Below are 26982 nucleotides of genomic sequence, written 5' to 3'. Positions count from 1 at the left end.
AGGGGAGAGGCGTCCGGCAGGGAGAGTACGACGTGACGGCGGAACCGGCGGTCGCGCCGCACCAGGCGGCACCCGAGGGCGAGGAACCCGACGAGGCCGCCCGACAGCTCTACCTCGCCGTCATCGCCGAAGGCGGCCGCATCCCGTTCGCCGACGTCTCCGACGCCGACCGGGCCGCGCTGCGGCAGCTCCTCGACATCGGCCTGGTCATGGTCAACCGGATGGACCACTGCTACACCGCCGTCAGCCCGCGCTCCGTCAGCGACCGGCTCGGCGCCGAACTCCGCAGCGAGGCAACCCGGTTGCTGGTCCGCGCCGAGAACCTCCCCGGCGCCCTCGACGGCCTCACCCGCGCCTACGACGCGATGCCCCGCCCGTCCGGCACCTCCGGCGGCGCGGTCTACGTCGAGGGCCACGTCCACATCCGCCAGCGGATCTCCCAACTGGTCTCCGACTGCCGCTCCGAGGTCCTCACCGCCCAGCCCGGCCACCGCCCCGCCGACACCCTCCAGGTCGCCCTCGCCCAGGACGTCCAACTCCTCCAGCGCGGCTGCTCCCTGCGCACCGTCTACCAGCCCGTCGCCCTCGTCGAACCGGCCGCCCTCGCCTACGCCGAGCAGGTCACCCGGTACGGCTCGCAGATCCGGGTCCTCGACGAGCCCTTCCAGCGCCTGATCGTCTTCGACCGCAGCGTCGCCGTCATCTCCGCCAACGACGACAACAGCACCGCCGCGTTCATCAGCGACCCGGCCACCCTCGCCTTCCTGATCGGCGGATTCGAACGCGACTGGGCCCGCGCCGACACCGCCGAGGCCGCCGCCGCCCTCGGCCAGGGCCCCGCCCGCACCATCCCCGACCGGGTCGGCCGGCTGCTCGCCCGCGGCCTCACCCAGCGCGCCGTCGCCACCCGGCTCGGCCTCAGCGAACGCACCGTCGCCGGCCACATCTCCCGGCTGCGCGACCGGTACGGCGCCCAGACCCTCTTCCAGCTCGGCTGGCTGATGAGAGGCGCCCGCGATGACCGATGAGCCCGGCCCGGCCGAACGCGCCCTCTACCTCGCCGTGGTCCGCGCCGGCGGCCGGCTGCGCCCGGAGGACCTCGCCCCCGCCGACCGCGCCACCGTCGCGGCCCTCGTCGCCCGCGGGCTCCTCACCCCGACCGCCACCGGCTACACCGCCGCCAACCCGCGCGCCCTCGGCGACCGGCTCGGCACCGAACTCCGCCTCCGGGCCGTCCGGCTGCTGGTGCACGCCGAGCGGCTGCCGGGGACCCTCCAGCCGCTCTCCCGCGCCTACGAGGCGCTCCACCGGCCGTCCGGGGGCGTCGATGGCGCTCGGCTGGACTGCGCTCGGCTCGATGGCGCTCGGCCCGACGGGGTCGGGGTCGACGTTGGTGCCGGGGGCGGTGCCGCCGCCGTCCGCCAGTGCATCTCGGAACTCCTCGCCGAGTGCAAGGAGGAGTTCCTCGCCGCCCGCCCCGGCCACCACTCCGCCGAGGTCCTCCAGACCAGCCTCGCCCAGGACCTCGCCCTGCTCCGCCGCGGCTGCTCGATGCGCACCCTCCACCAGCCCGGTGCCCTCGCCGACCCCGCCACCCTGCGCCAGGTCGCCCTCCGCAGCGGCGAGGGCGCCGAGGCCCGGGCGCTCGCCGAACCGTACGAGCGGATGCTGGTCTTCGACCGCTCGGTGGCCGTCATCCCCGCCGTCGAGGACCGCAGCCGCGCCACCGTCGTCACCGACCGCACCACCGTCGCCTACCTGGTCGCCCAGTTCGAACGGGACTGGGCCCGCGCCACCCCCGCCGACCGCAACCTCGGCGCCCCCCACCCCACCACCGTCCGCATCGGCCGGCTGCTCGCCCGCGGCCTCACCCAGCGCGCCGTCGCCACCCGGCTCGGCCTCAGCGAACGCACCGTCGCCGCCCACATCTCCCGCCTCCGCGAGCGCTACGGCGCCCAGACCCTCTTCCACCTCGGCTGGCACCTGCGGGGGGAACGCCATGGCTGACCCCACCGCCCTCCTCGCCGCCGCCCTCCCGGACGCCGCCGCCCGCGCCCTCTACCTCGCCGTCCTGCGCGAGGGCGGCCGGATCCGCGCCGCCGAGGTCGGCCCGGGCGACCAGGAGGCGCTCGGGCGGCTGGTGGAACTCGGGCTGCTGGTGCCGCAGTTGCTGGACGGGTCCTACAGCGCCGTCGACCCGCGCACGGCCATCGAGCGAATCGGTGGCGAGATCCGCCGGCAGAGCATTCGCCTGCTCGCGGAAGCGGAGCAACTCCCCGAGCTGATGGACGAGCTCACCCAGGCCTACGACACCAGCCCGAAGCGGCGGAGCGCCTCGACCGGGGCGCGCTACGTCACCGGGAAGGAGGAGATCCGGCACGAGATCGACCGGCTGACCGAGGCGATGCCCGGAGACGGCATGTCGGCTCAACCCGGCGGCCCCCGCCCGGCCAACGAGCTACCGGACTCACTACGGCGCGCCCGCCGCTTCCACGAACGCGGCGGCACCGTGCGCTCCCTCTACGAGATCTCGGCCAAGTACGACCCGCCGACCGTACGCTTCGCCGCCCAGGCCTCCCGGCTCGGCGCCACCACCCGCGTCCTCGCCGTACCGTTCAGGCGCTTCCTGATCTTCGCCCGCACCGTCGCCGTCATTCCCGCCGCCGCTGACTACAGCACCGCCGCCGTGGTCGACGATCCGGCGACGGTCGCCTTCGCGGTCGACACCTTCGAGACGCTCTGGCAGCAGGCCGAGGGCGTCAACTGGGCCGCGCTGGACGACGGTTCCCTCGGCTCCGCCGTCCACGAGCAGGTCGGCGCCCTGCTCGCCCAGGGCCTCACCCAGCGGTCGGTCGCCACCCGCCTGGGCCTGAGCGAGCGCACGGTGGCCGGCCACATCGCCCGCCTCCGCGAGCAGTACGACGCCGAGACGCTGTTCCAACTCGGCTGGCAGATGCGGGGTGAACGGTCATGACCGGCCTCAGCGGCGCCCTTCCGGACGCCGCCGCCCGTGCGCTCTACCTCGCCGTCCTGCGCGAGGGCGGCCGGATCCGCGCCGCCGAGGTCGATCCGGGAGATCGGGAGGCGCTCGGGCGGCTGGTGGAACTCGGGCTGCTGGTACAGCAGTTGGTCGACAACTCGTACAGCGCCGTGGACCCCCGGTCGGCCGCCGAACGCATCGGCGCCGAGATCCGCAGGGCCGGCGCCCGGCTCCTGGTCGAGGCGGACCAGGTCCCCGAGCAACTGCGCGACCTCACCCATGCCTACGACACCGCACCACGCCGGAAGCCGGGCCTGGGCCGGGCCCGGGTCATCACCGGCAAGGCCGAGATCCGGCACGAAGTCGAGCAACTGACCCAGGAGTTCGCCGGCGAAGCCCTGAGCGCCCAGCCCGGCGCCGCGCGAGACGCAGGCCAGCTCGCAGAATCCCTCGTCCGCACCCGCCGCTACCTCGAACGCGGCGGCGCCATCCGCTGTCTGTTCGAGCTCGGTGCCCGCACCGACCCCGGGGCCGTGGCGTACGCGGCGGCAGCCACCGCGCCGGGCTGCGCGATCCGGGTGCTCGACCGTCCGTTCAAGCGCTTCCTGGTCTTCGACCGGACCGTGGCCGTCATCCCCGCGGACCCTGACCTCAACAGCGCCGCCGTGGTCGACGACCCGGCGACGGTGGCCTTCGTCGTCGAGGCCTTCGAGCAGCTGTGGCAGCGGTCCGACAGTGTCGACTGGGCGTCCCTGGACGGCGGCGCGCCGGAGTCGGACCTCCGTGACCAGATCGCCCGCCTCCTCACCCAGGGCCTCACCCAGCGGTCGGTCGCCACCCGCCTGGGCCTGAGCGAGCGCACCGTCGCCGGCCACATCGCGCGCCTGCGGGAGTCGTACGACGCGGAGACGCTGTTCCAACTCGGCTGGCAGATGAGGGGAGCCCGCGATGCCTGAACCGGTAGTCGACCTGCCCGATGCCGCCGCGCGCGAGCTGTACCGGGCGATCCTGGCCGAGGGCGGCCGGATCCGTGTCGGTGAGATCCGCCCTGAGGACAAGTCCGCCGTGAAGCAACTCGCTGACCTCGGCCTGCTCGTCCTCCGTACCGCCGACGGCACCTACAGCGCGGTGAACCCCCGGGCCGTCGGCGAGCGCATCGGCGCGGACCTGCGGGAGGAGAGCGCCCGCCTCCTCGCCCGTGCCGCCGCCGTCCCGGACCTGTTGGACGACCTGACCCAGGCCTACGACACCGCGCCCCGTCGCGCCGATCCCGTCGGCGGGGTCCGGCGGGTGGTCGGCATGCCGGAGATCCGGCACCTGATCTCGCAGCTGGTCAAGGACTACCCGCATGAGGCCCTCGCGGCCCAGCCCGGCGGGCCCCGTCCCCACGACCACATGCAGGACTCGCTCGACCACAGCCGCCGCTACGTCGAAGCGGGCGGGGCGATGTTCACCGTCTTCGAACCGTCGGCCTGCTCCGATCCACGGACGGTCGAGTACGCGCTGCACTCCACTCAGGCCGGCGCCCCGATCCGGCTGCTGGAGGGGCCCTTCACCAAGACGCTGATCTTCGACCGCACCGTGGCCGTGATCCCGGCCACCCTCGACCACACGGTTGCCGCCGTGGTCGAGGACGCCGCGATGGTCGCCTACCTGGTGGGGGTCTTCGAGCAGCAGTGGCAGCACGCCCAGGCCGTGGACTGGGAGTCACTCGCAGCCGGTTCCGCCCCGATCGCCCACGAGCAGGTGGGTCGCCTGCTCGCCAGGGGTCTCACGCAGCGGGCGATCGCTACCCGGATGGGCCTGAGCGAACGGACCGTGGCCGGTCACATCGCCCGGCTGCGCAAGGTGTACGACGCGGAGACCCTGTTCCAGCTCGGCTGGCAGATGCGGGGAGCCCGGACGGGGGAGTCCGGTGGGTGAGCCCTGCTCAGCCAGTGGCGGCGCCGGTCGGCCAGTAGCCGGGGACGGAGGTCTGCTGCCGGGGGACGTTGAAGCGGTCGCCGGGGGCGGTCCAGAAGCCCTCGCGGAGGGAGAGCGCCATGCCGGCCCAGTCGAGGGCGGTCTCCACGGTGTGGTGGAGGGCCTCCTGGGACCAGGTGTCGTCGAAGACCAGCGGCAGGACGGGGGCGACCTGCTCGATGGTGGCGATCAGGGGGTTGTGGGTGATGGCCTCGTCGACGAGCAGGACGATCGGCTTCCGCAGCGCCGACGCCCAACCGAGTTCGAGGCTGACGCCGGCCGAGAGCGGGGCGCCGACGTAGGCGAACACCAGGTCAGCGGACTGGAGCGCGCGGAAGTCGGAGGGGACCCGGGGCTCGGGCGCCCGACCGGCGACGGTCCAGGCGTCGCTGTGGTGCGCGCTGTACACGGCGGCACCGCTGCGGAGGAGGGTGGTGCGGAGCGTCGTCAGCCGCGTCCGGCTGGCGAGCGTCACCACGCTGTCCGCGGGGCCGGTCAGCCGCATCAGCGGCGCGGCCAGGAACACACGTGCACGCCGACCCTCAGGGGCATTGCTGAGGTGATGGGAAGCGGAGCCCTGGTAGTGGTCAGTCATGTCGACTCCATTGAAAGGCCGACCGGGTCGGGGGGACGGGGCCCAGCGGCTGCTGCTGTTTGGTGGTACTCGCGCCGAGACGGTCGTTCAGGGGAATTTGATGTGAACACATCCGCTGTGTCACGCTCGTACGTGGCGATCAGTCGGTGCACTGATCGTGTCGTTGAGCCGGCCTGTGCGTCCACTGGCCCGAGGTGTCATCTCGCTGCATGGCAGAGAGATGACATGCTGACGTGCCTTCGAGAGAGGGCGGGACTTTGGAAGGGTTGGGCCGGGCAAGAGCGTTGCGAAGGACTCCCTCGCTGACACGTTCGGGATCGTGCAGCATAATCAGCGCTGCGGCTCATGCGCTGCCGATTCGCTGAGCGTTCAACATTGTCCGAAGGGGAGTGGTCACAGTGCGTGAGGCGCGTCGGTGGGCGACCGCGATAGCACTGGCTGTAGTGACGGTTCTGCTGAGTTCGGCTCCCGTGCATGCTGACGTGATCTGGACCGCGCAGCCCGCTACCTCCCAGGCTCCGACCCCGGGCCATCAGAAGCTCGCCGCTGCCACCATTGCGGATGACGTGATCTGGACTTGAGCCTGCCTCAGTAGGGTGTCTCCGGGTCACTGAACAGCGGCATGGTGCGGTGACTTTCGGACAGCTTCCAGCCTAGCTGGAACAAGGTGTCGGCAGCGTATTCGTCACGAAGCTCGGCAATGTGCCGGGCAAGGGTTCGCTCGCTCAAGCCCAGGTTCCTGGCTATGACACGGTGGCCGATGCCCTGCAACATCATCCTGAGGATGTTCTCGCGGAGCCTGGACACGACCTCCGGCGGAACATCGAGACCGCCCTGGAAAGGGATGGCGCGTTCCCAGAAGCTCTCGAACAGGCTGACCATGAAGCCGATCACGGCCTCGTCCTGAATGAACGCGGCTCGTTGCTGGTCGCCACTGACAGGAATGATCGCGGCAGTGCGATCGACGATGATCATCCTTGTGAACGGTTCGCCCAACGTACGAACCTCGCCGCCGGCCGCGGTCATGGCCGCTACATAGGCGCGCGTGGGCGCGGAGTACCGCGTGCTCGGCTGGTACAACGTGCGTCGCGAGACTCCGCGGCGCAGCATGTCCGTGTCCAGGGCGATGGCTGCCTCGGTCGGGAAGGAGCGGGAGCCCCCACCCGGTTGGGCACTCAGTACCTCCTCGCGACTGCCTTCCATGAGCTCGACCAGTCTGCGGTTGATCTCGGCCAGACCGTGAAGGTGCTCGATCGGGCCGCCGTCATGCGCCTCGCTCCCCCCGTTGCCGTAGGCATGGGTGAGCTCCTGGAACTCGGCAGGCAGGGCTGCGGCCCGGCTGAGTAGATCGAGGGCCCTGCGCTGCCATGTCGCGGTGAGAGCACTGGCGAGCTGCTTTGGGTCGACGGCGACAAGCATTCCCGGATTCTCGATATCCGGTACCAACAAGCCGATATCGACCAATTCGCGGAGGGAGTCGCGGTCGCCTTCCTCGGCCATGGCAGCGATCACTCTTCCAGGCTCCCGAAGAACGGCCATGTAGAGAGATCTCGCATCAGGGGAGAGCTGGCTGTTGGCGTTGGCCATGGGACCGGATGCCTCCGTCCCGCCCATCTGTTGCTCCCTGCCTCGGCTTGGACCTTTCGGCCTTACTCGGTTGTATTCACTACCAGATTTCGATGCAACTGTCGCATGACAGAACCCGCTTTCACACGGCAGGAAGGAGCCTGCCACGCCGACGCAGCCGCCGGCACCCCCCGAACAGGAGGGAGCCGGCGGCTGGTGGTGCGGTGCGGGCCCCGGGTCAGCGCTTGGGGCGCCAGACGACGAGGGCGCTGGACTGGGGGGTGGGGGGCTGGTACGGGACGAGGTCGCGGCGGTAGGAGGCGTGGACGGCGGCCTCGCGCTGCTGGAGGGCGGTGGCGGCGCCCTCGAGGGAGTCGACCAGTTCGGTGATGCGCGACTGGAGGGCGCTGACCTGGTTCTCCAGCTCGATGATCCGCTTGATGCCGGCCAGGTTGATGCCCTCGTCCTGGGAGAGCCGCTGGACCTCGCGCAGCTGCTGGATGTCGCGGGCCGAGTAGCGGCGGCCGCGGCCGGCGGTGCGGTCGGGGCAGACCAGGCCGAGGCGGTCGTACTGGCGCAGGGTCTGCGGGTGCAGGCCGGAGAGTTCGGCGGCGACCGAGATGACGTACACCGGGGTGTCCTCGGTGAGGACGTACTGCGGCGCGGCCGCGGCGCGGCGGGGGCGGCCGCCGGCGGGGCCGCCGGGGAGGCCCTCACCGAGGCCCGGGCCGATCGGGCCGCCCGGACCGATCGGGCCGTTGGCGTTCGCCGGGTCCATCGGGTTCGTCGGGTTCATCGGGTTCGGGGACATCTGGTCGTCACGCTCCCTTCGCCGCCCGGAACAGAGCGGCTCGTGGGTCGTCGGAGGCGGTGGCCTCGCGGTACTGCTCCAGGGCGTCCAGCGCGTCGCCGTCGACGTGCTGGGGGACGACGACCTCGACGGTGACGAGGAGGTCGCCGCGGGTGCCGTCCTTGCGGGTGGCACCCTTGCCGCGGGCGCGCATGGTGAGGCCGTTGGCGCTGCCCGGGGGGAGCTTGAGCTTCACGGCGGGGCCGTTCAGCGTGGGCACCTCGATGGTGGCGCCGAGGGCGGCCTCGGGGAAGGTGACCGGGACGGTGACGGTGAGGTTGTCGCCCTTGCGCCCGAACACCGGGTGGGGGTCGACGTGCACGGTGACGTAGAGGTCACCGGGCTGGCCGCCGCGTTCGCCCTGGGCGCCCTTGCCCTTGAGCCGGATCCGCTGGTCGGCCTGGACGCCGGCCGGGATGCGGACCTGCATGGTGCGGGCGGAGCTGGCCCGGCCGCTGCCGTGGCAGTCGGGGCACGGGTCGTCGACGATCATGCCCCGGCCGCGGCAGTCCTTGCAGGGCTCGGAGAGCGCGAAGGCGCCCTGGCCGCGGCTGACGGTGCCGGCGCCGACGCAGGTCGGGCAGACCCTGGGGGTGGTGCCGCTCTTGGCACCGGTGCCGTTGCAGAGCCGGCAGGGGGCCTGGCTGGTCATCCGCAGCGGTACGGTCGCGCCGTCGACGGCCTCCTCGAAGGAGAGCGTCACCTCGGTCTCGACGTCGGCGCCGCGCCGGGGCTGGGCCTGCCGGGCGCCGCCGCGGTTGAAGAGTCCACCGAAGACGTCGCCGAGTCCGCCGCCACCGCCGCCCTGGGTGCCGGTGAAGAGGTCGCCGAAGTCGAAGCCGTAGCTGCCGGCGCCGCCGGGGCCGCCGGTGCGGAAGCCGCCGTTGGCGAAGAGGCTGCGGGCCTCGTCGTACTCCTTGCGGCGCTTCTCGTCGGAGAGGACGTCGTACGCCTCGGAGATGTCCTTGAAGCGCTCCTCGGCCTTGGCGTCGCCCTTGTTCGCGTCCGGGTGGAACTCGCGCGCCAGCTTGCGGTAGGTCTTCTTGATCTCGGTGGCGGTGGCGTCCTTGGGCACGCCGAGGACCTTGTAGTAGTCCTTCTCGACAAAGTCCTTGCCGCTCATGCGCCCACCTCGCTCCGCCCGGAAGCCGCAGAGCGGTTCACGCACCCCTCGATGGTTCGCTCGCTGTGCTCGCTCACCGCTCCCGACACCTCCCGATGTCCATCGTCACTGCGCTGTCAACAGCCGCCGGAAGAAGCGCTGCTGACAGCGCGCTGCGGAGCCGGCCGCCGTACTGGCCGGCGTACGACTCCGCAGCGCACTGGTTGTCAGCTGTCACAGGTTGTCAGCTGTCCGAGCCACCGTCGGACTTGTCCTTCTCGGCGGACTTCGCCTCGGCGTCCGGGCCGGGCGTCGTCTGGGTGCCGGGCTGGGGCTCGGCCACGGCGACCATCGCCGGGCGGATGATCCGCTCGCCGATGCGGTAGCCGGGCTGGAGGATCTGGACACAGGTGTCCTCGGTGACGTCCGAGGAGTAGCTGTGCATCAGCGCCTCGTGCTGCGTCGGGTCGAAGGGCTCGCCCTCCTTGCCGAACTGCTGCAGGCCCAGCTTGGCGACGACCGTCTCCAGGGAGTCGGAGACGGACTTGAAGCCGCCCGTCACCTCGCCGTGCTCGCGGGCGCGGCCGATGTCGTCCAGGACGGGGATCAGGGACTCCAGGATGTTGGAGACCGCGATCTCGCGGACGGTCAGCCGGTCGCGCTCGACCCGCTTGCGGTAGTTCTGGTACTCGGCCTGCAGCCGCTGCAGGTCCGCGGTGCGCTCGGCCAGCTCGCGCTTGGCCGCGGCGAGCTCCTCGGGGGCCTCGCCGGCACCGGCCGAGGCGGCTTCCTCGGCGGCCTTGATCACGGCCTCCTCGGCGGCGGAGTCGTCGCCGGGCTTGCCGCCCTGCGGCTTGTCCGTCATGCCGACGCACCACCCTTGGGCTTCTCGTCGTCGACGATCTCGGCGTCGACGACGTCGTCCTCCTTGGCGTGGGCGGAGTCGCCGGCCGAGGCGGCACCGGCACCTGCGGCGTCGGCGTTGGCGTAGAGCGCCTGGCCGAGCTTCTGGGCGGTGGTGGAGACCTTCTCGGAGGCCTCGCGGATCTTCGCGATGTCCTCGCCCTTGAGGGCTTCCTTGAGCTCGCCGATGGCGGTCTCGACCTCGGTCTTGACGTCGGCCGGCAGCTTGTCGGAGTTGTCGGCGATGAACTTCTCGGTCGAGTAGACGAGCTGCTCGGCGGAGTTGCGGGTCTCGACGGCCTCGCGGCGCTTGTGGTCGTCCTCGGCGTACTGCTCGGCCTCGCGGCGCATGCGGTCGACCTCGTCCTTCGGCAGCGAGGAGCCGCCGGTGACGGTCATCTTCTGCTCCTTGCCGGTGCCGAGGTCCTTCGCGCCGACGTGCATGATGCCGTTGGCGTCGATGTCGAAGGTGACCTCGATCTGCGGCAGGCCGCGCGGCGCCGGCGGCAGGCCGGTCAGCTCGAACATCCCGAGCTTCTTGTTGTACGCGGCGATCTCGCGCTCGCCCTGGTAGACCTGGATCTGCACGGACGGCTGGTTGTCCTCGGCCGTGGTGAAGATCTCGGAGCGCTTGGTCGGGATCGTGGTGTTGCGCTCGATCAGCTTGGTCATGATGCCGCCCTTGGTCTCGATGCCGAGGGACAGCGGGGTGACGTCGAGCAGCAGGACGTCCTTGACCTCGCCCTTGAGGACACCGGCCTGGAGCGCGGCGCCGATGGCGACGACCTCGTCCGGGTTGACGCCCTTGTTGGCGTCCTGGCCGCCGGTCAGCTCCTTGACGAGCTCGGCGACGGCGGGCATGCGGGTCGAGCCACCGACCAGGACGACGTGGTCGATCTCGGAGAGCGAGATGCCGGCGTCCTTGATCACGTTGTGGAACGGGACCTTGCAGCGCTCCAGCAGGTCCGCGGTCAGCTGCTGGAACTGGGCGCGGGTGAGCTTCTCGTCCAGGTGCAGCGGGCCCTCGGCGGAGGCCGTGATGTAGGGCAGGTTGATCGAGGTCTCGGAGGACGAGGACAGCTCGATCTTGGCCTTCTCGGCGGCCTCGCGCAGACGCTGCAGGGCCATCTTGTCCTTGGACAGGTCGACGCCGTGGCCGGACTGGAAGACCTTGACCAGGTGGTCGACGACGCGCTGGTCCCAGTCGTCGCCGCCGAGGTGGTTGTCACCGTTGGTGGCCTTCACCTCGACGACCCCGTCGCCGATCTCCAGCAGGGAGACGTCGAAGGTGCCGCCGCCGAGGTCGAAGACCAGGATGGTCTGGTCGTCCTTGTCCAGGCCGTAGGCCAGGGCGGCCGCGGTGGGCTCGTTGACGATGCGCAGGACGTTGAGGCCCGCGATCTCACCGGCCTCCTTGGTGGCCTGGCGCTCCGAGTCGTTGAAGTACGCCGGGACGGTGATGACGGCGTCGGTGACGGTCTCGCCCAGGTAGGCCTCGGCGTCCCGCTTGAGCTTCTGCAGCACGAAGGCCGAGATCTGCTGCGGGTTGAAGTCCTTGCCGTCGATGTTGATCTTCCACCCGGTGCCCATGTGGCGCTTCACCGAGCGGATGGTGCGGTCGACGTTGGTGACCGCCTGGCGCTTGGCCACCTCGCCGACGAGGACCTCGCCGTTCTTGGCGAAGGCGACGACGGACGGCGTGGTCCGAGCGCCCTCGGCGTTCGTGATGACGGTGGGCTCGCCACCCTCCAGAACGCTGACGACCGAGTTCGTCGTACCGAGGTCGATGCCGACCGCGCGTGCCATCGTAGATACCTCCACGGAAGAGTTGAGCTTTACAGGCTCAAGGATGCACGACCCGGCGGGTAGCGTCAACAGCTATGAGTGCTCGGCACTCAACTTTGCTGATATCCCCGCTGACATCGGCGCTGACATCGACCCGGAGGGGCGGGCCGGTTCGGGCGCTCGCGACGGGGCGGCGCGCGTGCGGTCACGTGACTGCCGCCATAGCTTGGGAACCTTCTGGAGGACTGTTGGCGACCTGTAATGTCCGGGCCGTCGGCCCGGCAAGTTACCGACCAGTACAATCACTCGGAAACCCGCGGGCCCGCAGAACGCAGAACGTAGAAACGTAGACCGCAGAAGCGCAGAACCGCAGACACTGCTCAACCGCAAGCCGCAGGAGACGGAGAGCGATGCAACTAGCAGCGATCGTCATCTCGCTGGTCACGTTCGTGATCGGCACCGCGCTCGCCCTCCGTGCGGCGTGGCACATTTTCAGGGTCGTGCTGACCGGCGCGCCGGACACCACCCGCTTCGGCAGGCCCGCCCAGCGCGTGAAGACCCTCGCGACCGAGTTCTTCGGCCACACCCGGATGAACCGCTGGGGGATCGTCGGCATCGCCCACTGGTTCGTCGCGGTCGGCTTCTTCAGCCTGGTGCTCACCATCGTCAACGCGATGGGCCAGCTGTTCGACGCCGAGTGGGAACTGCCGATCATCGGTCACTGGATGATCTGGCAGCTCTTCGTCGAGCTGGTCGGCACCCTGACCACCCTGGGCATCGCCACCCTGATCGTGATCCGGCTGATGAGCCTGCCGTCCCGGTCCGGCCGCAAGTCCCGGTTCGCCGGCTCGATCGCCTGGCAGGCCTTCTACGTCGAGTACACGATCCTCGGCATCGGCCTGTGCATCCTGATGCTCCGCGCCCTGGAGGGCGCCCTGGCCGGCGTCGACTCGTACGGCCCGGAGCACCTGGTCTCGTACCCGATCACCTCGGCGCTGAGCGGGCTGTCGCACGGCACGCTGGAGAACCTGGTCTACCTGTTCGCGATGCTGAAGATCTGCATCTCGTTCGCGTGGGCGATCACCATCGGCCTCAACCCCTCGATGGGCGTGGCCTGGCACCGCTTCCTCGGCTTCTTCAACATCTACTTCAAGCGCGAGGAGGACGGCAGCACCGCGCTCGGCGGGCTCCGTCCGATGACCAGCAAGGGTCAGCCGATCGACTTCGAGGACCCGGCCGACGACGCCGTCTTCGGCGTCTCCCAGGTCGAGCACTTCTCCTGGAAGGGCATCCTCGACTTCTCCACCTGCACCGAGTGCGGCCGCTGCCAGTCGCAGTGCCCCGCCTGGAACACCGGCAAGCCGCTGTCCCCCAAGCTGCTGATCATGAGCCTGCGCGAGCACGCCTACGGCAAGGCGCCGTACCTGCTGGCCGGCGGCGGCAAGGACATGGAGGGCACCGAGCAGGCCACCGCCGAGCAGCTCAAGGACGTCCCGGCGGCCGCCCTGGCCGAGGCCGAGCGCCCGCTGATCGGCACCGCCGAGGAGAACGGCGTCATCGACCCGGACGTGCTGTGGTCCTGCACCACCTGCGGCGCCTGCGTCGAGCAGTGCCCGGTGGACATCGAGCACGTCGACCACATCGTCGACATGCGCCGCTACCAGGTGATGATCGAGAGCAACTTCCCGACCGAGGCCGGGACGATGCTCAAGAACCTGGAGAACAAGGGCAACCCGTGGGGCATGGCCACCAAGGCCCGCCTCGACTGGGTCAAGGAGCTCAAGAAGGAGACCGGCATCGAGGTGCCGGTGATCGGTGAGGACATCGACCCGGCCGAGGTCGAGTACCTCTACTGGGTCGGCTGCGCCGGCGCCCTGGAGGACCGCGCCAAGAAGACCACCAAGGCCTTCGCCGAGCTGCTGCACACCGCGGGCGTGAAGTTCGCCATCCTCGGCAAGGAGGAGACCTGCACCGGTGACTCCCCGCGCCGCCTGGGCAACGAGTTCCTCTTCCAGATGCTCGGCGCGCAGAACGTGGAGACGCTGAACGCCGCGCTGGAGGACGCCCCGACCAAGCGGATCGTGGCCACCTGCCCGCACTGCTTCAACACCATCGCCAACGAGTACCCGCAGCTCGGCGGGCACTTCGAGGTGATCCACCACACCCAGCTGCTGCAGCACCTGATCGACGAGGGCAAGCTCGTCCCGGTCAACCCGGTCGAGGGTCTGATCACCTACCACGACCCCTGCTACCTGGGCCGCCACAACAAGGTCTACAGCCCGCCGCGCGAGATCATGGACAAGGTCCCCGGTCTGCGCCAGCAGGAGATGCACCGCCACAAGGAGCGCGGCTTCTGCTGCGGCGCCGGCGGCGCGCGGATGTGGATGGAGGAGCGCATCGGCAAGCGGATCAACACCGAGCGCGTGGACGAGGCGCTGTCGCTCAACCCGGACATCGTCTCCACCGCCTGCCCGTTCTGCCTGGTGATGCTCTCCGACTCGGTCAACGGCAAGAAGAACGAGGGCGCGGCCAAGGAGCACCTCAAGGTGGTCGACGTGGCCCAGCTGCTGCTCGACTCGGTGAAGGCGACCCCGCCGGCCGAGGCCGAGGAGCCCGCGACCGTCGACGCGTAGCCGCGGTGACCGCAATCACTGCGGTCACTTCGGTCACTTCGGTCACCGCAATCACCGCGGTCACCGTTCGCTGTTCGACAGTTCTGCAACAACCGCCCGGCCCGGTGGACGCCGCCAACGCGCCCGCCGGGCCGGGCTTTTCGGTGCCCCGGGCGACGGCCGGCGGTACGGCGGGCGGACGGCGAGTGACGTCAATCGCACGGCCGCCGGACGGGCATTCGGTCGGAAGGAAATACAGTAGGCGCCGGACCGGCCGCGCGCCGGTCGACCCGTTCACGACGGGCTCAGACCACTGACGGAGGTATCGGCCCGCCGGGCCGGGCCGCGGAGAGCACAAGGGGAACAGCGCAGACCATGACCGAGGCGATCATGCTCGTCGGTGGTAAGGGCACGCGACTGCGTCCGCTGACCACCCACACCCCCAAGCCGATGCTGCCCGTGGCAGGCGTCCCGTTCATCGCCCACCAGCTGGCCCGTGCGGCCGCCGCCGGCGTCACCCGGGTGGTACTGGCCACCTCCTACCTGGCCGAGGTGTTCGAGGACCACTTCCAGGACGGCACCCCGTACGGGATCGAGCTGGTCTACCTGACCGAGCGCGAGCCGCTGGGCACCGGCGGGGCCATCCGCAACGCCGCCTCCGGGCTGACCTGCGGCCCGGACGAGCCGGTCCTGGTCTTCAACGGCGACATCCTCTCCGGCCTCGACATCGCCGCCCTGCGCGACGGCCACGTGGCCGCCGGGGCCGACGTCACCCTGCACCTCACCCGGGTGGAGGACCCGAGGGCCTTCGGCCTGGTCCCGACCGACGAGAACGGGCGGGTGCTGGAGTTCCTGGAGAAGCCGGAGACGCCGGAGCAGATCGTCACCGACCAGATCAACGCCGGCTGCTACGTCTTCACCCGGTCCGTGATCGACCGCATCCCGGCCGGCCGCGAGGTCTCCGTCGAGCGCGAGACCTTCCCCGAGCTGCTGGCCACCGGCGCCCTGCTGCGCGGCGTCGTCGACACCTCGTACTGGCTGGACCTCGGCACCCCGGCCGCGTTCGTCCGCGGCTCGGCCGACCTGGTCCTCGGCAAGGTCGACTCCCCGGCCGTCCCCGGCCCCACCGGTGACGCCCTGCTGCTGCCCGGCGCCACCGTCCACCCGGGCGCGGTGCTCAGCGGCGGCACCGTGGTCTCCGCGGACGCGGTGGTCGAGGCCGGCGCGATCGTCGAGGGCAGCGTGATCCTGCCCGGCGCCGTGATCGGCCCGGACACCCTGGTCAAGGACTCGATCGTGGGCGCCTACGCCACCGTCGGCGACCGCTCGGCGCTGGACGGCGCGGTGATCGGCGACGGCGCGATCGTCGAGTCCGACAACGAGCTGCCGAGCGGCATCCGGATCGCCTGCGGCACCCTGCTGCCGGTCGGCGCCGTCCGCACCACGGCCGGCCCGGGCGGCTGCCCGGCCGGCACGGCCGCGGCCGCCTCGGTGCACGGGCCGTCGGTCAGCGCCCCGCGCTAGCGGCTCCGCAGCGGGCCCCGGGCGTCCCGGTCGGACGACTTTCGGACCCGTTCGTCTCAGGCTCGCTGCAAACCGGCCCCGGCTCCGTCCGGGGCCGACGCGCATTGGGCCGGACGGGTACCTTCGGAGCGTGGCTGGTAATCGATACGACAGCGGTCAGGGCGCCGACCGTCCGCACGGCGGGTGGTCGGCGCCTCCGCCGCCGCCGGGGGCGCCCGGGGGGTACGGGCGGACGGACGGCCCCGTGGACGGGCCGGAGTACTTCACGGCCGCGCACCCGGCGGCAGCGCCCGGCGGGCCGGGTGCCCCGGGCACCCCGGGCGGCGGCGCGGGCGGTCCCGGGAGCACGGCCGGCGGCGGGTACGACCCCTACGCGGCCGACCCGTACGCGGCCGACCGGCCGGGCAACACCCGGGCCTTCCCGACGGCCGGCGACCCGTACCGGGGCGGCGCCCCGTACGGGCAGCAGCCGCCGCCCTACGGCCACGAGGGCCAGGGCCGGCCCGGCTCGTACGGCCAGGGCCCGGACCAGGGCCAGTACGGCTACGACGACAACGGCGGCTACGGGCAGCAGCCCCCGTACGGCCAGGAGCAGCCCCCGTACGGCCAGGACAACGTCACCGTCTACCGCGCCGGCGGCCAGTCCGCCCCGCACGTCAGCGGGCCCCGGCCGCAGTGGCGCGAACTGTTCGTCGGCATCTTCCGCACCCCGACCGCCATCTTCGACCGCACCCGCGACCACCAGGTCTGGCTGCCCGCCCTCAGCGTCTCGCTGCTGTACGGCGTGCTCGCGGTCCTCGGCATCGGACTGACCCACGACGACATCGTCAACTCCACCTTCTCGGTCGCGCTGACCGGCCTGCTCGCCGCTGCCGTCTGCTTCACCGTGGCCGGCGCCGTCTTCGGCGCGGTCACCTACGCGCTGGCCCGCCAGCTCGGCGGCGACGGCCCGTGGAAGTCGACGGTCGGCCTGGCCGCGCTGATCGGCTGGCTGACCGACGCGCCCCGGCTGCTGCTCGACCTGGTGCTGCCCTCGGGCAGTGCGGTGGTGCAGGTGGTCGGCTGGGCGACCTGGATGCTCTGCGCGTACCTGCTGACCACCATGGTCCGGCGGGTGCACGACCTGCCCTGGGGCAAGGCGGCCGCCGCCGCGGCGGTGCAGCTGCTCGCGCTGCTGGTGCTGATCAAGCTGCCGACGCTCGGGTGAGCGGGCGGCAGCGGCCGACGTGATCAAGGTCCCTGCCGCCGGTGCTGGGCCGACAGGCAGAATGGTGGGCGGGTCCGGCCGGAAGGCCCGGGCCCGCCCACCCTCGTTCGTCGACCACCAAGCGGAGCCAGCCATGACCCTCCCCACCACCCACGTCAGCTTCCCGGCCGGGGCGGTGACCGGAGAGTCCCCCGTGCTGGCGGTGCACCCGCTGGCGGACGGCCGGTACGCGGTGGTGACCGCGGCCACCCCGTTCCACCCGCTCGACCACACCTGGCCCGACCAGCCGGCCGACCACGGCACCCTCACCGTCGACGGCACCGAGCTGGCCGTGGTGGACTGCCTCACCGGCGCGGTCGGCCCGGACGGCGGCGCACCGCTGGTCGGCGCCGAGATCCCGGTCAAGCGCGGGGACGAGGAGTGGTCCTGGCTGGTCCTGCACGTCCTCGCCGCCGACCCCGGCGACCTCGTCGGCCGCACCGCCGTGCTCGCCGTCGACACCGAGCGCCGGGCCGCCCTGAGTGCCTCGCACAGCGGCTGCCACCTGCTCGCCCTCGCCCTCAACGCCGCGCTCGCCCCGCGCTGGCGCAAGGACCCGGGCCGCTCCGACGCCTTCGGCAACCCCGACTTCGACAGCCTCGCCATGGCGAGCTCGGTGATGGACACCCAGGCCAGCACGGACACCTACCGGCTCGGCAAGTCGCTCAAGAAGAAGGGCTTCACGGTCGACGCCACCGAGGAGTTCCCCGCCCTCGCCGACGCCCTGCCCGCCCTCACCGAGGCCGTCAACGCCCGGCTCGCCGCCTGGGTCGCGGCCGACGCCCCGGTCCGGATCGACGTCCCCGGCCCCGAGCTGACCGCCCGCCGCCAGTGGCACTGCGAGCTGCCCGAGGGCGGCGCGCAGATCTTCTGCGGCGGCACCCACCTGCACCACCTCGGCGAGCTCGCCGAGCTGCGCACCGAGCTGCGGCTGTCCGAGGACGGCGCCGAGCTGGTCGCCGTCACCAGCCCCAAGCGGGCCTGACACCGCCGGGCGGCTCCGCCGTCCGTCGGGGACCGCCGGCCGTCCGGCCCCGCCGTCCGTCCGGAAACGCCGCGGGCGGCCACCCCCCTGGTCGAGGGGGTGGCCGCCCGCTGTGCGTGCGCTCTGCCGCGGCGCGGTCAGACCTCGCTGCGGTGGAAGTTCAGGTACGAGCGGGACGGCGTCGGGCCGCGCTGCCCCTGGTAGCGCGAGCCGTAGCGCGCGGAGCCGTACGGGTGCTCGGACGGCGAGGAGAGCCGGAACAGGCACAGCTGCCCGATCTTCATCCCCGGGTAGAGCTTGATCGGCAGCGTCGCGACGTTCGACAGCTCCAGCGTCACGTGACCGCTGAAACCGGGGTCGATGAAGCCCGCCGTGGAGTGGGTGAGCAGGCCCAGCCGGCCCAGGCTCGACTTGCCCTCCAGCCGGGAGGCCACGTCCTCGGGCAGCGTGATGACCTCGTACGTCGAGGCCAGCACGAACTCGCCCGGGTGCAGGATGAACGCCTCGTCGCCGTCCGGTTCGACCAGCCGGGTCAGGTCCGGCTGCTCCTCGGAGGGGTCGATGTGCGGGTACTTGTGGTTCTCGAACACGCGGAAGAAGCGGTCGAGGCGCACGTCGATGCTCGACGGCTGGATCATCGCCGGGTCGAACGGGTCGATGACGACCCGGCCCAGGTCGATTTCGGTCCGGATGTCCTTGTCAGAGAGCAGCACGCTTCGAGGTTACGTGCACGACGGGGCCCCGGACGAATCCGTCCGGGGCCCCGTGTCCTCCCGTCGGCCGTCAGGCCAGGAACTCAGCGGCCTCCAACCGCATCGCCCGAGCCAGTTGGGCCGTCGACAGCTCCCGCACGTCGGCCAGCACCGAGCTCCGGAGCCGTCCGCACTGCGGACAGCGGATCAACCGCCCGGGCCCGAGCCGCCCGGGACCGAGGTTCTGCATCGGGAACGTGGTGGTGCTGAACAGGTGCCCCTCGGCACAACGAACGACGGCGCGCTGCTCCATCGATCCCCTTCCCATCCCTAACCCAGTACTCACCCGTACTCATCGCGCCCCGGCGGCCTGGCCCCGGGACAGCGTCACATTAGGGGATGTTCCGGACATTCCACACCGTGGCTCGCCGCCCCGACCCCACACCCACCGGGGCACTGGCACGCGGCCCAAACAGTACGCCCCCGGCCCGCCCCCACCGGGCTCCGCCACGGCCCGGGACCGGCCGTGCAACCACTGTCGCGGATGGGGTACAGTGACACTGGAATGAGCAGTCTCTGACGGCTCATCAGGCGGGCGTAGTTTAATGGTAGAACATGAGCTTCCCAAGCTTAGAGCGCGAGTTCGATTCTCGTCGCCCGCTCCAGCAGTAAAGGCCCAGGTCAACGACCTGGGCCTTTCGCGTTGTCTAGACCAATCCGACTCCGCCCGTGCCAGATCCGTGCCCGAACGCGGCTGGGTGATCTTTGAAGTCACGCCTCTTCCGATCGCTGCGCGCCTGGAGGGCCGAGCCGCAGGGCGGCTCTCGGGGCGATGGAGGCGCTAGCGGCAGTGAGCCGGGCTGGCGGCGATCCTCTGCTCGGGAGAAGCGACTGTCACCGTGGCGAGCCGAGTCGTCGAGGCTGTGTGCCCCGTGAAGGTGGGGGCGCGGCTTGCTGCCGACCGCTGCTGTCCTGATCGGTGTGCTGATTCACAACTCTTGACCTCTATTTGGCAGTTGATCGATAGAAGATTCGATCATCCCATCGCAGGATGGGATAGGTCGCCGCGGTGGGTTCCACAGCGGCCCGGGCGGGATGTGATGTCGGCAGGGTGCAAGGGGGATGCGGTGCAAGACGGTTACTCGGTAGATCTGGGTGCGTTAAGGGAGGCGGCCGCAGGCGTGAATGGCACTCTCGAGCAGGTGAGCCAGCGGAAGGTCGCCGACATACCCCACGACTCGTCGGCGATCGGGCATGGCCACCTGGCGAGCACGCTGTCCGATTTCCTGAGTCGATGGAATCGTGGTGTGGACAACCTTGCCAAGGATGGCAAGGAGATCAGAAGTCGGCTGACGCTCAGTGTGAATGCGTACACCAAGGCTGAGCAGGACGCACACCAGCATGTCGTGCAGAGCGGCAACATGGTGACCGCTCCCGGGGCCGATCCCGGAGCGCGCTGATGGCGGCCGAACTCGGGACCACGAGCGATCCGAAGTCGTTGGTCCCCGGAAATCCGGCGGCGATCTACGCGACCGAGGCCGAACTGCGTTCCTATGGAGACCACCTGCATCAGGCAGGAGCCGGACTCCAACGGATCGACACGGTTGACGGCTGGCGTGGAGACGCCGGAGACGCCTTCCGCCACGCATTCCATGGGCAGCCGGGAAAGTGGCTCCAGGCTGGCGACGCATTTCACGATGCTGCAGACGCACTCAAGAGCTATGTCTCGACTCTGGTGTGGGCACAGGCCCAGGCAGCTACAGCGGTCAGTCAGTGGAACTCCGGCGACAAGGCAGCCGCGGGTGAAACGCTGCGCGGTGCCAGAGAACAGCTGTCATCTGCTGGTGACAGTGCAGCTTCCAAAGTTGGGAAGGCCCGTGACCTGGCGCCGCCCAAGCCGGGCTTCTGGTCCCGCCTGGGCGACGACATTGGTGGGTTCTTCTCCGATGCCGGACATTTCGTCGAGAAAGCCGGAGAGGTGGTTCTTGGCGACCTCGCGTCGGTGGGCAACGCCATGGTGCATGACCCGGGTGCTGTGCTCCAGCTGGCAGGTGGGCTCGGCCTGGCCGTGCTCGGCGCGGGCGGCGAGATCGGCGGCTTCGCCCTCGACGTCACTGGTATCGGGGCGGTGCTGGGCGTGCCGGTCAACGTCATCTCAGCCGTGGCCATCACCGGCGGTCTCGGGATGGCCGGCGTTGGTCTGAACACGATCATGCATGACGCGGCTGGTCCAGATCGGGTCAACATGAACTCCGACGGCGGCGGTGGCGGTGGCGGTGGAGAGACCGGCGGCGAGCCTGTCTCGAATCGCGTCCGGCCCCCTCGGGAGGGTGACACCAACTACGTTGTCGACAATCCATCTGATCTTTCGGATACGATCACCGATATCGATCGGGTGGAGAACGGGACCCTCTGGGAGGAGAAGACGGCCACTGGCCAGGACCCGCGGATGGACCCCCAGAAGTGGGTGCAGAAGAATGTTGTCAAGAAGCTCGACTCCTATGTCCGCGCTCGTCCCTATCTTGAGGGTTACGAGAATGCCCCACTCGGAATGGACTTCACGGAGCCGGGAGCAACACCCCAGTTCAGGGCTGCGGTTGAACAAGCTGTCGAGGATTGGAAAGCCGCCAATCCGGGCGTGGATGTATCAGTTAGGTGGGCGCAGTGAGTTGTACTTTCCAGGTGGGGGACGAGATCGTGTGGGATCCGTCGAACACGGTGGCCAGGTTGTTCACCGGAGAGGCGGCGGCGGTGGCATCTGCTTTCGGGCTGCATTCGGGAATCGGTGAGATCATCGAGGACGAGTGCGAACTCGATATCCCGGTCCTGGAGGCCTTTGTCGCCGAACTCGTGCGGCGGTACCACGAGGCGACCCACCCGATCCTCCGATCGCTCACGGTGGGGTTCATCGCTACGGCGTCGGTTCTGGTCGAGCGGGCCGGCGGGCAGCTTCCGTCTGGTGAGCCGGACCAGGTCGCGGCCTGGGCCCAGTTGCGCCAGGAGCACGCGAGGTCGATGCCGCGCTGAACGGGACCGGACCGGTCGCGGGAGCGCCCTCGGCTATGTCTCTCTGCCGCGGGCACTCGTCGGCCAGTTCCACCGGATGGGTCGATACCGGGAACGCGGATGAGTGTGCTGCGGTGCCAGGAGCGGTCGTACCGGGCGCCGCAGCACACGGCGCTGCGCAGGTGTCCGCAGTTCGGCGACTGTGCAGTCCCAGGTGGTCATGGCCTACCTCGCACCCCACCGGCGTGCGACGGTCAGACGGTCGTCTCATTCTCGCCGTTCGCCGTGCGGTCTGGCACTCTACGGCCTGAACCGGCTGTTGCCTGGTGCCACGGCGTTGCCGGGCTCCGAGACGCTGGGCAAGCCCTGCCATGCGGGTAGCCGTCTGGGCGAATGCGTCATGGATCAGCCGTTCGCCGGTCCGTGTCGGCGGCGGGCGGCTGCACTTCCCGACGTAGTTCACGCCAAGCGCGAACGACACCGGTGGCCCTTTCCAAGACCACTCGCGCCCTCTCTAGTAGGACGCCCACAAGCGAGACGCCCCAGATCAGGAGGACACTCCACTCGGCGATGGCTCCCAACACGACAGACCTCGAAAGGATGGCGGGCTGATCTCCCCAGCACCATCCTCCGAGCGGGCGCCAGCGAAGTCTGTACCTGTCGGGCGACATTGATCGAACCTGTATTCGATCTGCCGGGATCCTTCTGGTGCGGTTGCGGCGCGTGCCAGATCCGCGCCAGAAGGGGCGGTGAAGGACGAACGGCAGCGGTCGGCGCAGCGCATCCGAAGGGCTGGTGGCGCGCCCGTATCGATGCAGGTCAGGAGCCTTTTGTGGTCCGGAAGTCCAAGGATTCCCAAGCTTAGAGCGCGAGTTCGATTCTCGTCGCCCGCTCCGTACCGAGAGCCGCAGGTCATCTGACCTGCGGCTTTCGGCGTTTTGGGGGCGGGCGGGGCGGGGGCGTGCTGGGGTGGGGTGGGGGGTGGGCCGCGCCCGGTGGTGGGGTGCGGTGGGGCCCGGGCGGGGGAACTGTCCGTGCCCGGGTGTCGTCCAAGGAGTGACGGAATGCCTGCCCGGGTTGAACGCCGGGGGGAGTACGGAGGGCCCTGTGCAGTCAGGTGGTGCCGAGCTGAACCTGGGGTGCCCGGACGGTTTCCGCGCTGGTGCGGTGGCCGTGCCAGACTGGTGGCCGGTGTTGGCCCCGGATGTGACGGTCGATCAACTCGACGCCGGGGAGCGGTGCGAGGAGCTGCTGCGGGAGACCGTGGAGGCCCTCCGGCCGGTGCCGGCGTGGCAGGAGGCGGTGCCCCGGGCGGGGGTGCGGTTGGCGGCGCCGGGGCGGCGCGGGCCCGAGGTGCTCTGGTACGTGACCCGGGGGCGGGACCTGTTGACCGTCGTGTCGCCGGGCCGGCGGGCGGAGCTGGCGGGCACGGTGGAGCGGCTGTGGCGGCGGCGGGGGTGGACGATCACCTCGTTGAACGCCGGGCGGGACCGGCCCGGGGTCGCCGCGACGACTCGGGACGGTTCCCAACTGGTGCTGTGCTTCGGTGAGTTCGGTGAGATCCGAGTGACCGCGAGCCTGCTCGGGGTGGCCCGCTCGGAGCGGGTGCCCGAACTGCCGGGAGCGGGTGAGCCCGATCCGGCTCCGCTGCCGTACGTGCACTGCGCGTACTGGAGCGCGCTGGTGTGACGGGTGGGGGCGGGTTACGGGGGAGGCGTGGAGCGAGTCCCCCCGGACCCGCTCCACGCCGCCACGTCGCGCGGCTTCGGCGCTGCCGCTCCCCCCGACACCCCGGCAGCCTCGCCGTTCCCCCCTGGCACCACCCTCCGGCGAGAGCGTCCGCACAGACCCGGCGAGTCCCCACCCCCGGGGACGTCGTGTTCTCACGCTAACAAACCGCGTGGTTGGTTTGTCAATAGTGAGATCCACGAAAAATCCACAATCGTGGCGATGTGGTCGGGTCGGTGTGATGGGCGTCCCACCAGGCAGTTGTGACCTCGTCAGGGGTGCCCGCGGCCGGCCCCGAGGCCGTACCGCCCGCCCGGGACGCGAGGAGCGCGCGGCCTGGAAGCCGACATTCCATGCATCATGACAGCACGGAGTGACACCGCGCGAGTGCCCAGCGCAGTGGAGGGGTGGGTCCGGCGGGCTCGCCGGGGCAGGCGGGGCCGGGGCGCGGTCAGCGCAGCAGTCGGCGCTCCTTGGCCACCGCCACCGCGCCCGCCCGGGTGTCCACGCCCAACTTGTCGTAGATCCGGCCGAGGTGGGTCTTCACCGTAGCCTCGCTGATGAACAGCGCCCGGGCGATCTCCCGGTTGCCCAGCCCCCGCGCCAGCTGTTCGAGGATGTCCTGCTCGCGCTCGGTGAGCTGCGGCGCGGGCGCCCGCATCTGCGCCATCACCCGGGAGGCGACCGGCGGGGAGAGCACCGTCCGGCCCCGGGCGGCCGCGTGGACGGCGGCGAACAGCTCCTCCGGCCGCTCGGCCTTCAACAGGTAGCCGGTGGCCCCGGCCGCGATGGCCCGGGTGATGTCGGCGTCGGTGTCGTACGTGGTGAGGACCAGGACGTGCGGCCCGCCCGGGGCGGCGGTGATCCGCCGGGTGGCCTCCACGCCGTCGATGCCCTCGCCGAGCTGGAGGTCCATCAGCACGACCTGCGGGGCCAGTCCGGCCGCCAGCGCGACGGCCTCCTCCCCGGTGCTCGCCTCGCCGACCACCTCGATGTCGCCCGCGCTGGCGAGCAGCGCCAGCAGGCCGGCCCGGACCACCGCGTGGTCGTCGCAGACCAGCAGCCGGACGGCGGCGGAGCCGTCCGGTGCGTCGCTCGACGGGGTGCGCGCTGCGGTCATCGGTGCTCCAGGGGGATAGCGGCGGAGACGACGGTGCCCTCGCCGGGGGTGCTCTCCACGGTCAGCGTGCCACCCAGCTGCCGCAGCCGGGCGCGCATGGCCGGCAGGCCGTACCCGCGGGTGCCGCGGGTCGCGCGGTGCCCGCCCGCCGCCGGGTCGAAGCCCTGCCCGTCGTCGGCGACGTCCAGCACGGCCTGGTCGCCCAGGAAGGACAGGGTGATCGCGGCCGCCGAGGCCCCGGCGTGCTCCCGGACGTTGGCCAGCGCGCCCTGGGCGATCCGCAGCAGCGCGGACTGCACGGCCGCCGGCAGCGGGACGGGCGCGCCGTCCAGGTGGAAGCGGACCGGCAGCCCGCTCTCCGCGGACTCCCGTTCGGCCAGCGCCCGCAGCGCGCGGTCCAGGGTCCCGCCGTCGGCGAGTTCGGCCGGGGCGAGGTCATGGACGAAGCGGCGGGCCTCGGCGAGGTTGCGGGCGGCCACCTCGGCGGCGGTGCGGACATGGGTACGGGCGGTCGCCGGGTCGGCGTCCCAGGTGCGGTCGGCGGCCTGCAACAGCATCTGCTGGCTGGACAGGCCCTGCGCCAGGGTGTCGTGGATCTCCATCGCCAGCCGCTCGCGCTCGGCGAGCGTGCCCTCGCGCCGTTCGGTGGCGGCGAGTTCGCGCCGGGTGCGGACCAGGTCGGCGATCAGCGCGCGCTGCCGGGCGGCCTGCCGGGCCATGAACAGGAACACCCCGGTGGCCAGCGCGGCCACCGCGGGCGGCAGCAGGACGAGGGTGGCGTCCGTGGTGCCGGGCAGCCGGACCTCGGCGATCACCACGAGCAGCGTCAGGGCCGCGACCAGCGGGATCGCGGCCTTCGCGGGCAGTGCCCGCAGGCCGGTGTAGATCAGCGGGACGGCGCACCAGGCGAAGCTCGGCGCGAGCAGCACCAGCACCACCCAGAGCGCGACCACCAGCGCCAGCGGCCACCGGCGCGGCCGGCCCGGCGGGGTCGGACGGCGGTGGTCGAACCAGGAGGCGGCCGGCTGGGCGACGGCCAGGGCGGCGCTCAGCCCGATCACCCAGGGGATCCGGGGGCTCCCGGCGTGGTGGGTGAGGTAGCGGCTGAGCGCGGCGGCGAGCAGCAGCAGGAAGGCGGAGTCCAGCAGCAGCGCCAGCCGTCCGGCGTCCGGGTCGCCGGCGTCGAGCCCGCGCGGGGGCGGACCGGCGGACGGGCGGGGCTGCTGCACGGGGGCTCCTGGGGCTACGTACGGGCTCCGGACGGGGCTCGGCCGACGGTGCGGCTGGGGCTCGGCCGACGGTGCTCAGGGCCCGGCCGAGGGCCGACGGCCGAGCAGTGTCGGGCGGAGCGGTGAGGACCGGCGCCCGGTGCGCCGACCTGCGCCGACCTGCGCCGTTCCCTCGATGCTGACCCGTCCGGCCCGGTCCCGCATCAGCCGATCGGTTGACACCGGCGTCCCCCATCATGACCGGACGGTCGCGCCGGACCGTCGATGCCGCGCGCCCGGTTCCGGCCGGAGGATCGGAGCAGAGCCGGGCGGCCCCCCCGCCGCCCGGCCCGAACCCGCCGCGGGCCCCGTGGACCCTGTGGACCCCGCGGCCCCGCCGTCCCGTTGAGTTGAGGAGCTGGACCATGAAGAAGACCTCCGTGCGCACCCGGGTGCTGACCGGCACCGTCGCCGTCGCCGCACTCGCCGCCGCCGGTGTCGGCGCCGTCTCGGCCAGCGCCGAGACCACCGAGACCCCGGCCGCCCCCGCCGCGGTGAAGGCCGACACCCAGAACAAGAACCTCGCCCAGAGCACCGGCCTGACCATCGACGCCGCCACCCGCGCCGCCCAGGCCGCCCTGGACGCGGCGACCAAGGCCGGCCAGCACGTCTCCGTCGCCGTGGTCGACCGGGACGGCGTCACCCGCGTGCTGCTCAAGGGCGACGGCGCCGGCCCGCAGGCCCCGGAGTCGGCCGAGCGCAAGGCCTTCACGGCGGTCTCCTGGAACGCCCCGACCTCGGAACTGGCCAAGCGCCTGGCCCAGGCCCCGAACCTCAAGGACATCCCCGGCACGCTGTTCCTGGCGGGCGGCGCCCCGGTGCAGTCCAAGGGCGCTCCGGTCGCCGGCATCGGTGTCGCGGGCGCGCCCAGCGGGGACCTGGACGAGCAGTTCGCGCAGGCCGGCGTGGCGGCCCTGGCGAAGTGACCCGCCCCGGCCGGCCGGCCCGCCGCCGGGGCCGACCGGCCGGGCGAACTCCCGTACCCGGCACCCGCCGTGCTCCCGGCCGACGGCCCGCGGTGGAACTCGTTCGGGTGAACAAGGGGAGGGTCGCCGCAG

The 26982-nt window shown here is 71.4% G+C and carries 23 protein-coding genes, 1 tRNA gene and 1 pseudogene; 15 read left to right on the top strand and 10 right to left on the bottom strand.

The window, feature by feature from the left end; translation table 11 throughout:
* Nucleotides 1–32: 32 nt before the first annotated feature.
* From AB0F71_RS03510 to AB0F71_RS03490, 5 genes are read left to right on the top strand one after another with little or no spacing between them, the layout of a single operon-like run.
* Nucleotides 33–1028, top strand: a complete 996-nt coding sequence (locus AB0F71_RS03510; protein ID WP_360227402.1) for a LuxR family transcriptional regulator — start codon at nt 33–35, stop codon at nt 1026–1028.
* Nucleotides 1018–2007 carry a LuxR C-terminal-related transcriptional regulator gene (locus tag AB0F71_RS03505; protein ID WP_360227399.1) on the top strand — a complete coding sequence of 330 codons (990 nt, stop codon included), beginning with the start codon at nt 1018–1020 and terminating at the stop codon, nt 2005–2007. Before AB0F71_RS03510 ends, AB0F71_RS03505 begins: the two co-directional genes overlap by 11 nt.
* Nucleotides 2000–2974, top strand: coding sequence for a LuxR family transcriptional regulator (locus tag AB0F71_RS03500; RefSeq protein WP_360227396.1), 975 nt, complete (start codon nt 2000–2002; stop codon nt 2972–2974). Before AB0F71_RS03505 ends, AB0F71_RS03500 begins: the two co-directional genes overlap by 8 nt.
* On the top strand, nt 2971–3936 hold the full coding sequence (locus tag AB0F71_RS03495; RefSeq protein WP_360227393.1) for a LuxR family transcriptional regulator: 966 nt from the start codon (nt 2971–2973) through the stop codon (nt 3934–3936). Before AB0F71_RS03500 ends, AB0F71_RS03495 begins: the two co-directional genes overlap by 4 nt.
* Nucleotides 3929–4903, top strand: coding sequence for a LuxR family transcriptional regulator (locus AB0F71_RS03490; protein ID WP_360227390.1), 975 nt, complete (start codon nt 3929–3931; stop codon nt 4901–4903). Before AB0F71_RS03495 ends, AB0F71_RS03490 begins: the two co-directional genes overlap by 8 nt.
* A gap of 7 nt (nt 4904–4910) precedes the next feature.
* Here AB0F71_RS03490 and AB0F71_RS03485 read toward each other — a convergent pair whose 3' ends face one another.
* The 6 genes from AB0F71_RS03485 to dnaK all read right to left on the bottom strand — a co-directional run bounded on the left by AB0F71_RS03485 (nt 4911) and on the right by dnaK (nt 11764).
* On the bottom strand, nt 4911–5537 hold the full coding sequence (locus AB0F71_RS03485; RefSeq protein ID WP_360227387.1) for a hypothetical protein: 627 nt from the start codon (nt 5535–5537) through the stop codon (nt 4911–4913).
* A 588-nt stretch (nt 5538–6125) separates the two neighbouring features.
* Entirely contained in the window at nt 6126–7124 is a 999-nt protein-coding gene (locus AB0F71_RS03480; protein ID WP_360227385.1) for a hypothetical protein, read from the bottom strand.
* Nucleotides 7125–7341: 217 nt separating this feature from the next.
* The gene (locus tag AB0F71_RS03475) at nt 7342–7899 is read right to left on the bottom strand and encodes a helix-turn-helix domain-containing protein (protein ID WP_360227719.1); all 558 of its coding nucleotides are present in this window, start codon (nt 7897–7899) and stop codon (nt 7342–7344) included.
* A gap of 22 nt (nt 7900–7921) precedes the next feature.
* Nucleotides 7922–9076 carry a molecular chaperone DnaJ gene (dnaJ, locus tag AB0F71_RS03470; protein ID WP_360227382.1) on the bottom strand — a complete coding sequence of 385 codons (1155 nt, stop codon included), beginning with the start codon at nt 9074–9076 and terminating at the stop codon, nt 7922–7924.
* Nucleotides 9077–9299: 223 nt separating this feature from the next.
* On the bottom strand, nt 9300–9920 hold the full coding sequence (gene grpE / locus AB0F71_RS03465; RefSeq protein WP_360227379.1) for a nucleotide exchange factor GrpE: 621 nt from the start codon (nt 9918–9920) through the stop codon (nt 9300–9302).
* Complete coding sequence (gene dnaK, locus AB0F71_RS03460) at nt 9917–11764, bottom strand: molecular chaperone DnaK (RefSeq protein ID WP_360227376.1); 1848 nt, start codon at nt 11762–11764, stop codon at nt 9917–9919. Before dnaK ends, grpE begins: the two co-directional genes overlap by 4 nt.
* A gap of 389 nt (nt 11765–12153) precedes the next feature.
* Between dnaK and AB0F71_RS03455 the strand changes: the two genes are divergently transcribed.
* From AB0F71_RS03455 to AB0F71_RS03440, 4 genes and pseudogenes are all read left to right on the top strand, one after another.
* Nucleotides 12154–14376 carry a (Fe-S)-binding protein gene (locus tag AB0F71_RS03455; RefSeq protein WP_360227373.1) on the top strand — a complete coding sequence of 741 codons (2223 nt, stop codon included), beginning with the start codon at nt 12154–12156 and terminating at the stop codon, nt 14374–14376.
* Nucleotides 14377–14730: 354 nt separating this feature from the next.
* Nucleotides 14731–15804: pseudogene (locus AB0F71_RS03450) on the top strand (NDP-sugar synthase); the annotation flags it as partial.
* A 319-nt stretch (nt 15805–16123) separates the two neighbouring features.
* Nucleotides 16124–17086, top strand: a complete 963-nt coding sequence (locus AB0F71_RS03445; RefSeq protein ID WP_360227370.1) for a Yip1 family protein — start codon at nt 16124–16126, stop codon at nt 17084–17086.
* 133 nt (nt 17087–17219) lie between these two features.
* Nucleotides 17220–18110 (top strand): metal-dependent hydrolase, encoded by an 891-nt coding sequence (locus tag AB0F71_RS03440; protein WP_360227367.1) that lies wholly within the window; start codon nt 17220–17222, stop codon nt 18108–18110.
* A 137-nt stretch (nt 18111–18247) separates the two neighbouring features.
* Here AB0F71_RS03440 and dcd read toward each other — a convergent pair whose 3' ends face one another.
* Nucleotides 18248–18823, bottom strand: a complete 576-nt coding sequence (dcd, locus tag AB0F71_RS03435) for a dCTP deaminase (protein WP_360227364.1) — start codon at nt 18821–18823, stop codon at nt 18248–18250.
* A gap of 70 nt (nt 18824–18893) precedes the next feature.
* On the bottom strand, nt 18894–19115 hold the full coding sequence (locus AB0F71_RS03430; RefSeq protein WP_360227361.1) for a hypothetical protein: 222 nt from the start codon (nt 19113–19115) through the stop codon (nt 18894–18896).
* A gap of 278 nt (nt 19116–19393) precedes the next feature.
* Here AB0F71_RS03430 and AB0F71_RS03425 point away from each other — a divergent pair.
* The 5 genes from AB0F71_RS03425 (at nt 19394) to AB0F71_RS03405 (ending at nt 23497) form a co-directional block, all read left to right on the top strand.
* A tRNA-Gly gene (locus AB0F71_RS03425) sits at nt 19394–19467 on the top strand.
* Nucleotides 19468–20004: 537 nt separating this feature from the next.
* Entirely contained in the window at nt 20005–20262 is a 258-nt protein-coding gene (locus AB0F71_RS03420; RefSeq protein ID WP_360227358.1) for a hypothetical protein, read from the top strand.
* Nucleotides 20262–21470, top strand: coding sequence for a putative T7SS-secreted protein (locus AB0F71_RS03415; RefSeq protein ID WP_360227355.1), 1209 nt, complete (start codon nt 20262–20264; stop codon nt 21468–21470). Before AB0F71_RS03420 ends, AB0F71_RS03415 begins: the two co-directional genes overlap by 1 nt.
* A gap of 14 nt (nt 21471–21484) precedes the next feature.
* The gene (locus AB0F71_RS03410; protein ID WP_360227352.1) at nt 21485–21829 is read left to right on the top strand and encodes a DUF6086 family protein; all 345 of its coding nucleotides are present in this window, start codon (nt 21485–21487) and stop codon (nt 21827–21829) included.
* 1170 nt (nt 21830–22999) lie between these two features.
* Nucleotides 23000–23497, top strand: a complete 498-nt coding sequence (locus AB0F71_RS03405) for a hypothetical protein (RefSeq protein WP_360227350.1) — start codon at nt 23000–23002, stop codon at nt 23495–23497.
* A 490-nt stretch (nt 23498–23987) separates the two neighbouring features.
* Here AB0F71_RS03405 and AB0F71_RS03400 read toward each other — a convergent pair whose 3' ends face one another.
* Together AB0F71_RS03400 and AB0F71_RS03395 are read right to left on the bottom strand one after the other, a co-directional pair.
* Nucleotides 23988–24656, bottom strand: a complete 669-nt coding sequence (locus AB0F71_RS03400; RefSeq protein ID WP_360227347.1) for a response regulator transcription factor — start codon at nt 24654–24656, stop codon at nt 23988–23990.
* Nucleotides 24653–25885, bottom strand: a complete 1233-nt coding sequence (locus tag AB0F71_RS03395; RefSeq protein WP_360227344.1) for a sensor histidine kinase — start codon at nt 25883–25885, stop codon at nt 24653–24655. Before AB0F71_RS03395 ends, AB0F71_RS03400 begins: the two co-directional genes overlap by 4 nt.
* 404 nt (nt 25886–26289) lie before the next feature.
* Here AB0F71_RS03395 and AB0F71_RS03390 point away from each other — a divergent pair, with 404 nt between their 5' ends.
* Nucleotides 26290–26850 (top strand): heme-binding protein, encoded by a 561-nt coding sequence (locus tag AB0F71_RS03390; protein WP_360227341.1) that lies wholly within the window; start codon nt 26290–26292, stop codon nt 26848–26850.
* Nucleotides 26851–26982: the final 132 nt, after the last annotated feature.

The sequence above is a fragment of the Kitasatospora sp. NPDC028055 genome (assembly GCF_040637885.1).
In the GTDB taxonomy this organism is placed as follows: Bacteria; Actinomycetota; Actinomycetes; order Streptomycetales; family Streptomycetaceae; genus Kitasatospora.
This window is presented reverse-complemented; position numbering and strand designations above follow the sequence as displayed.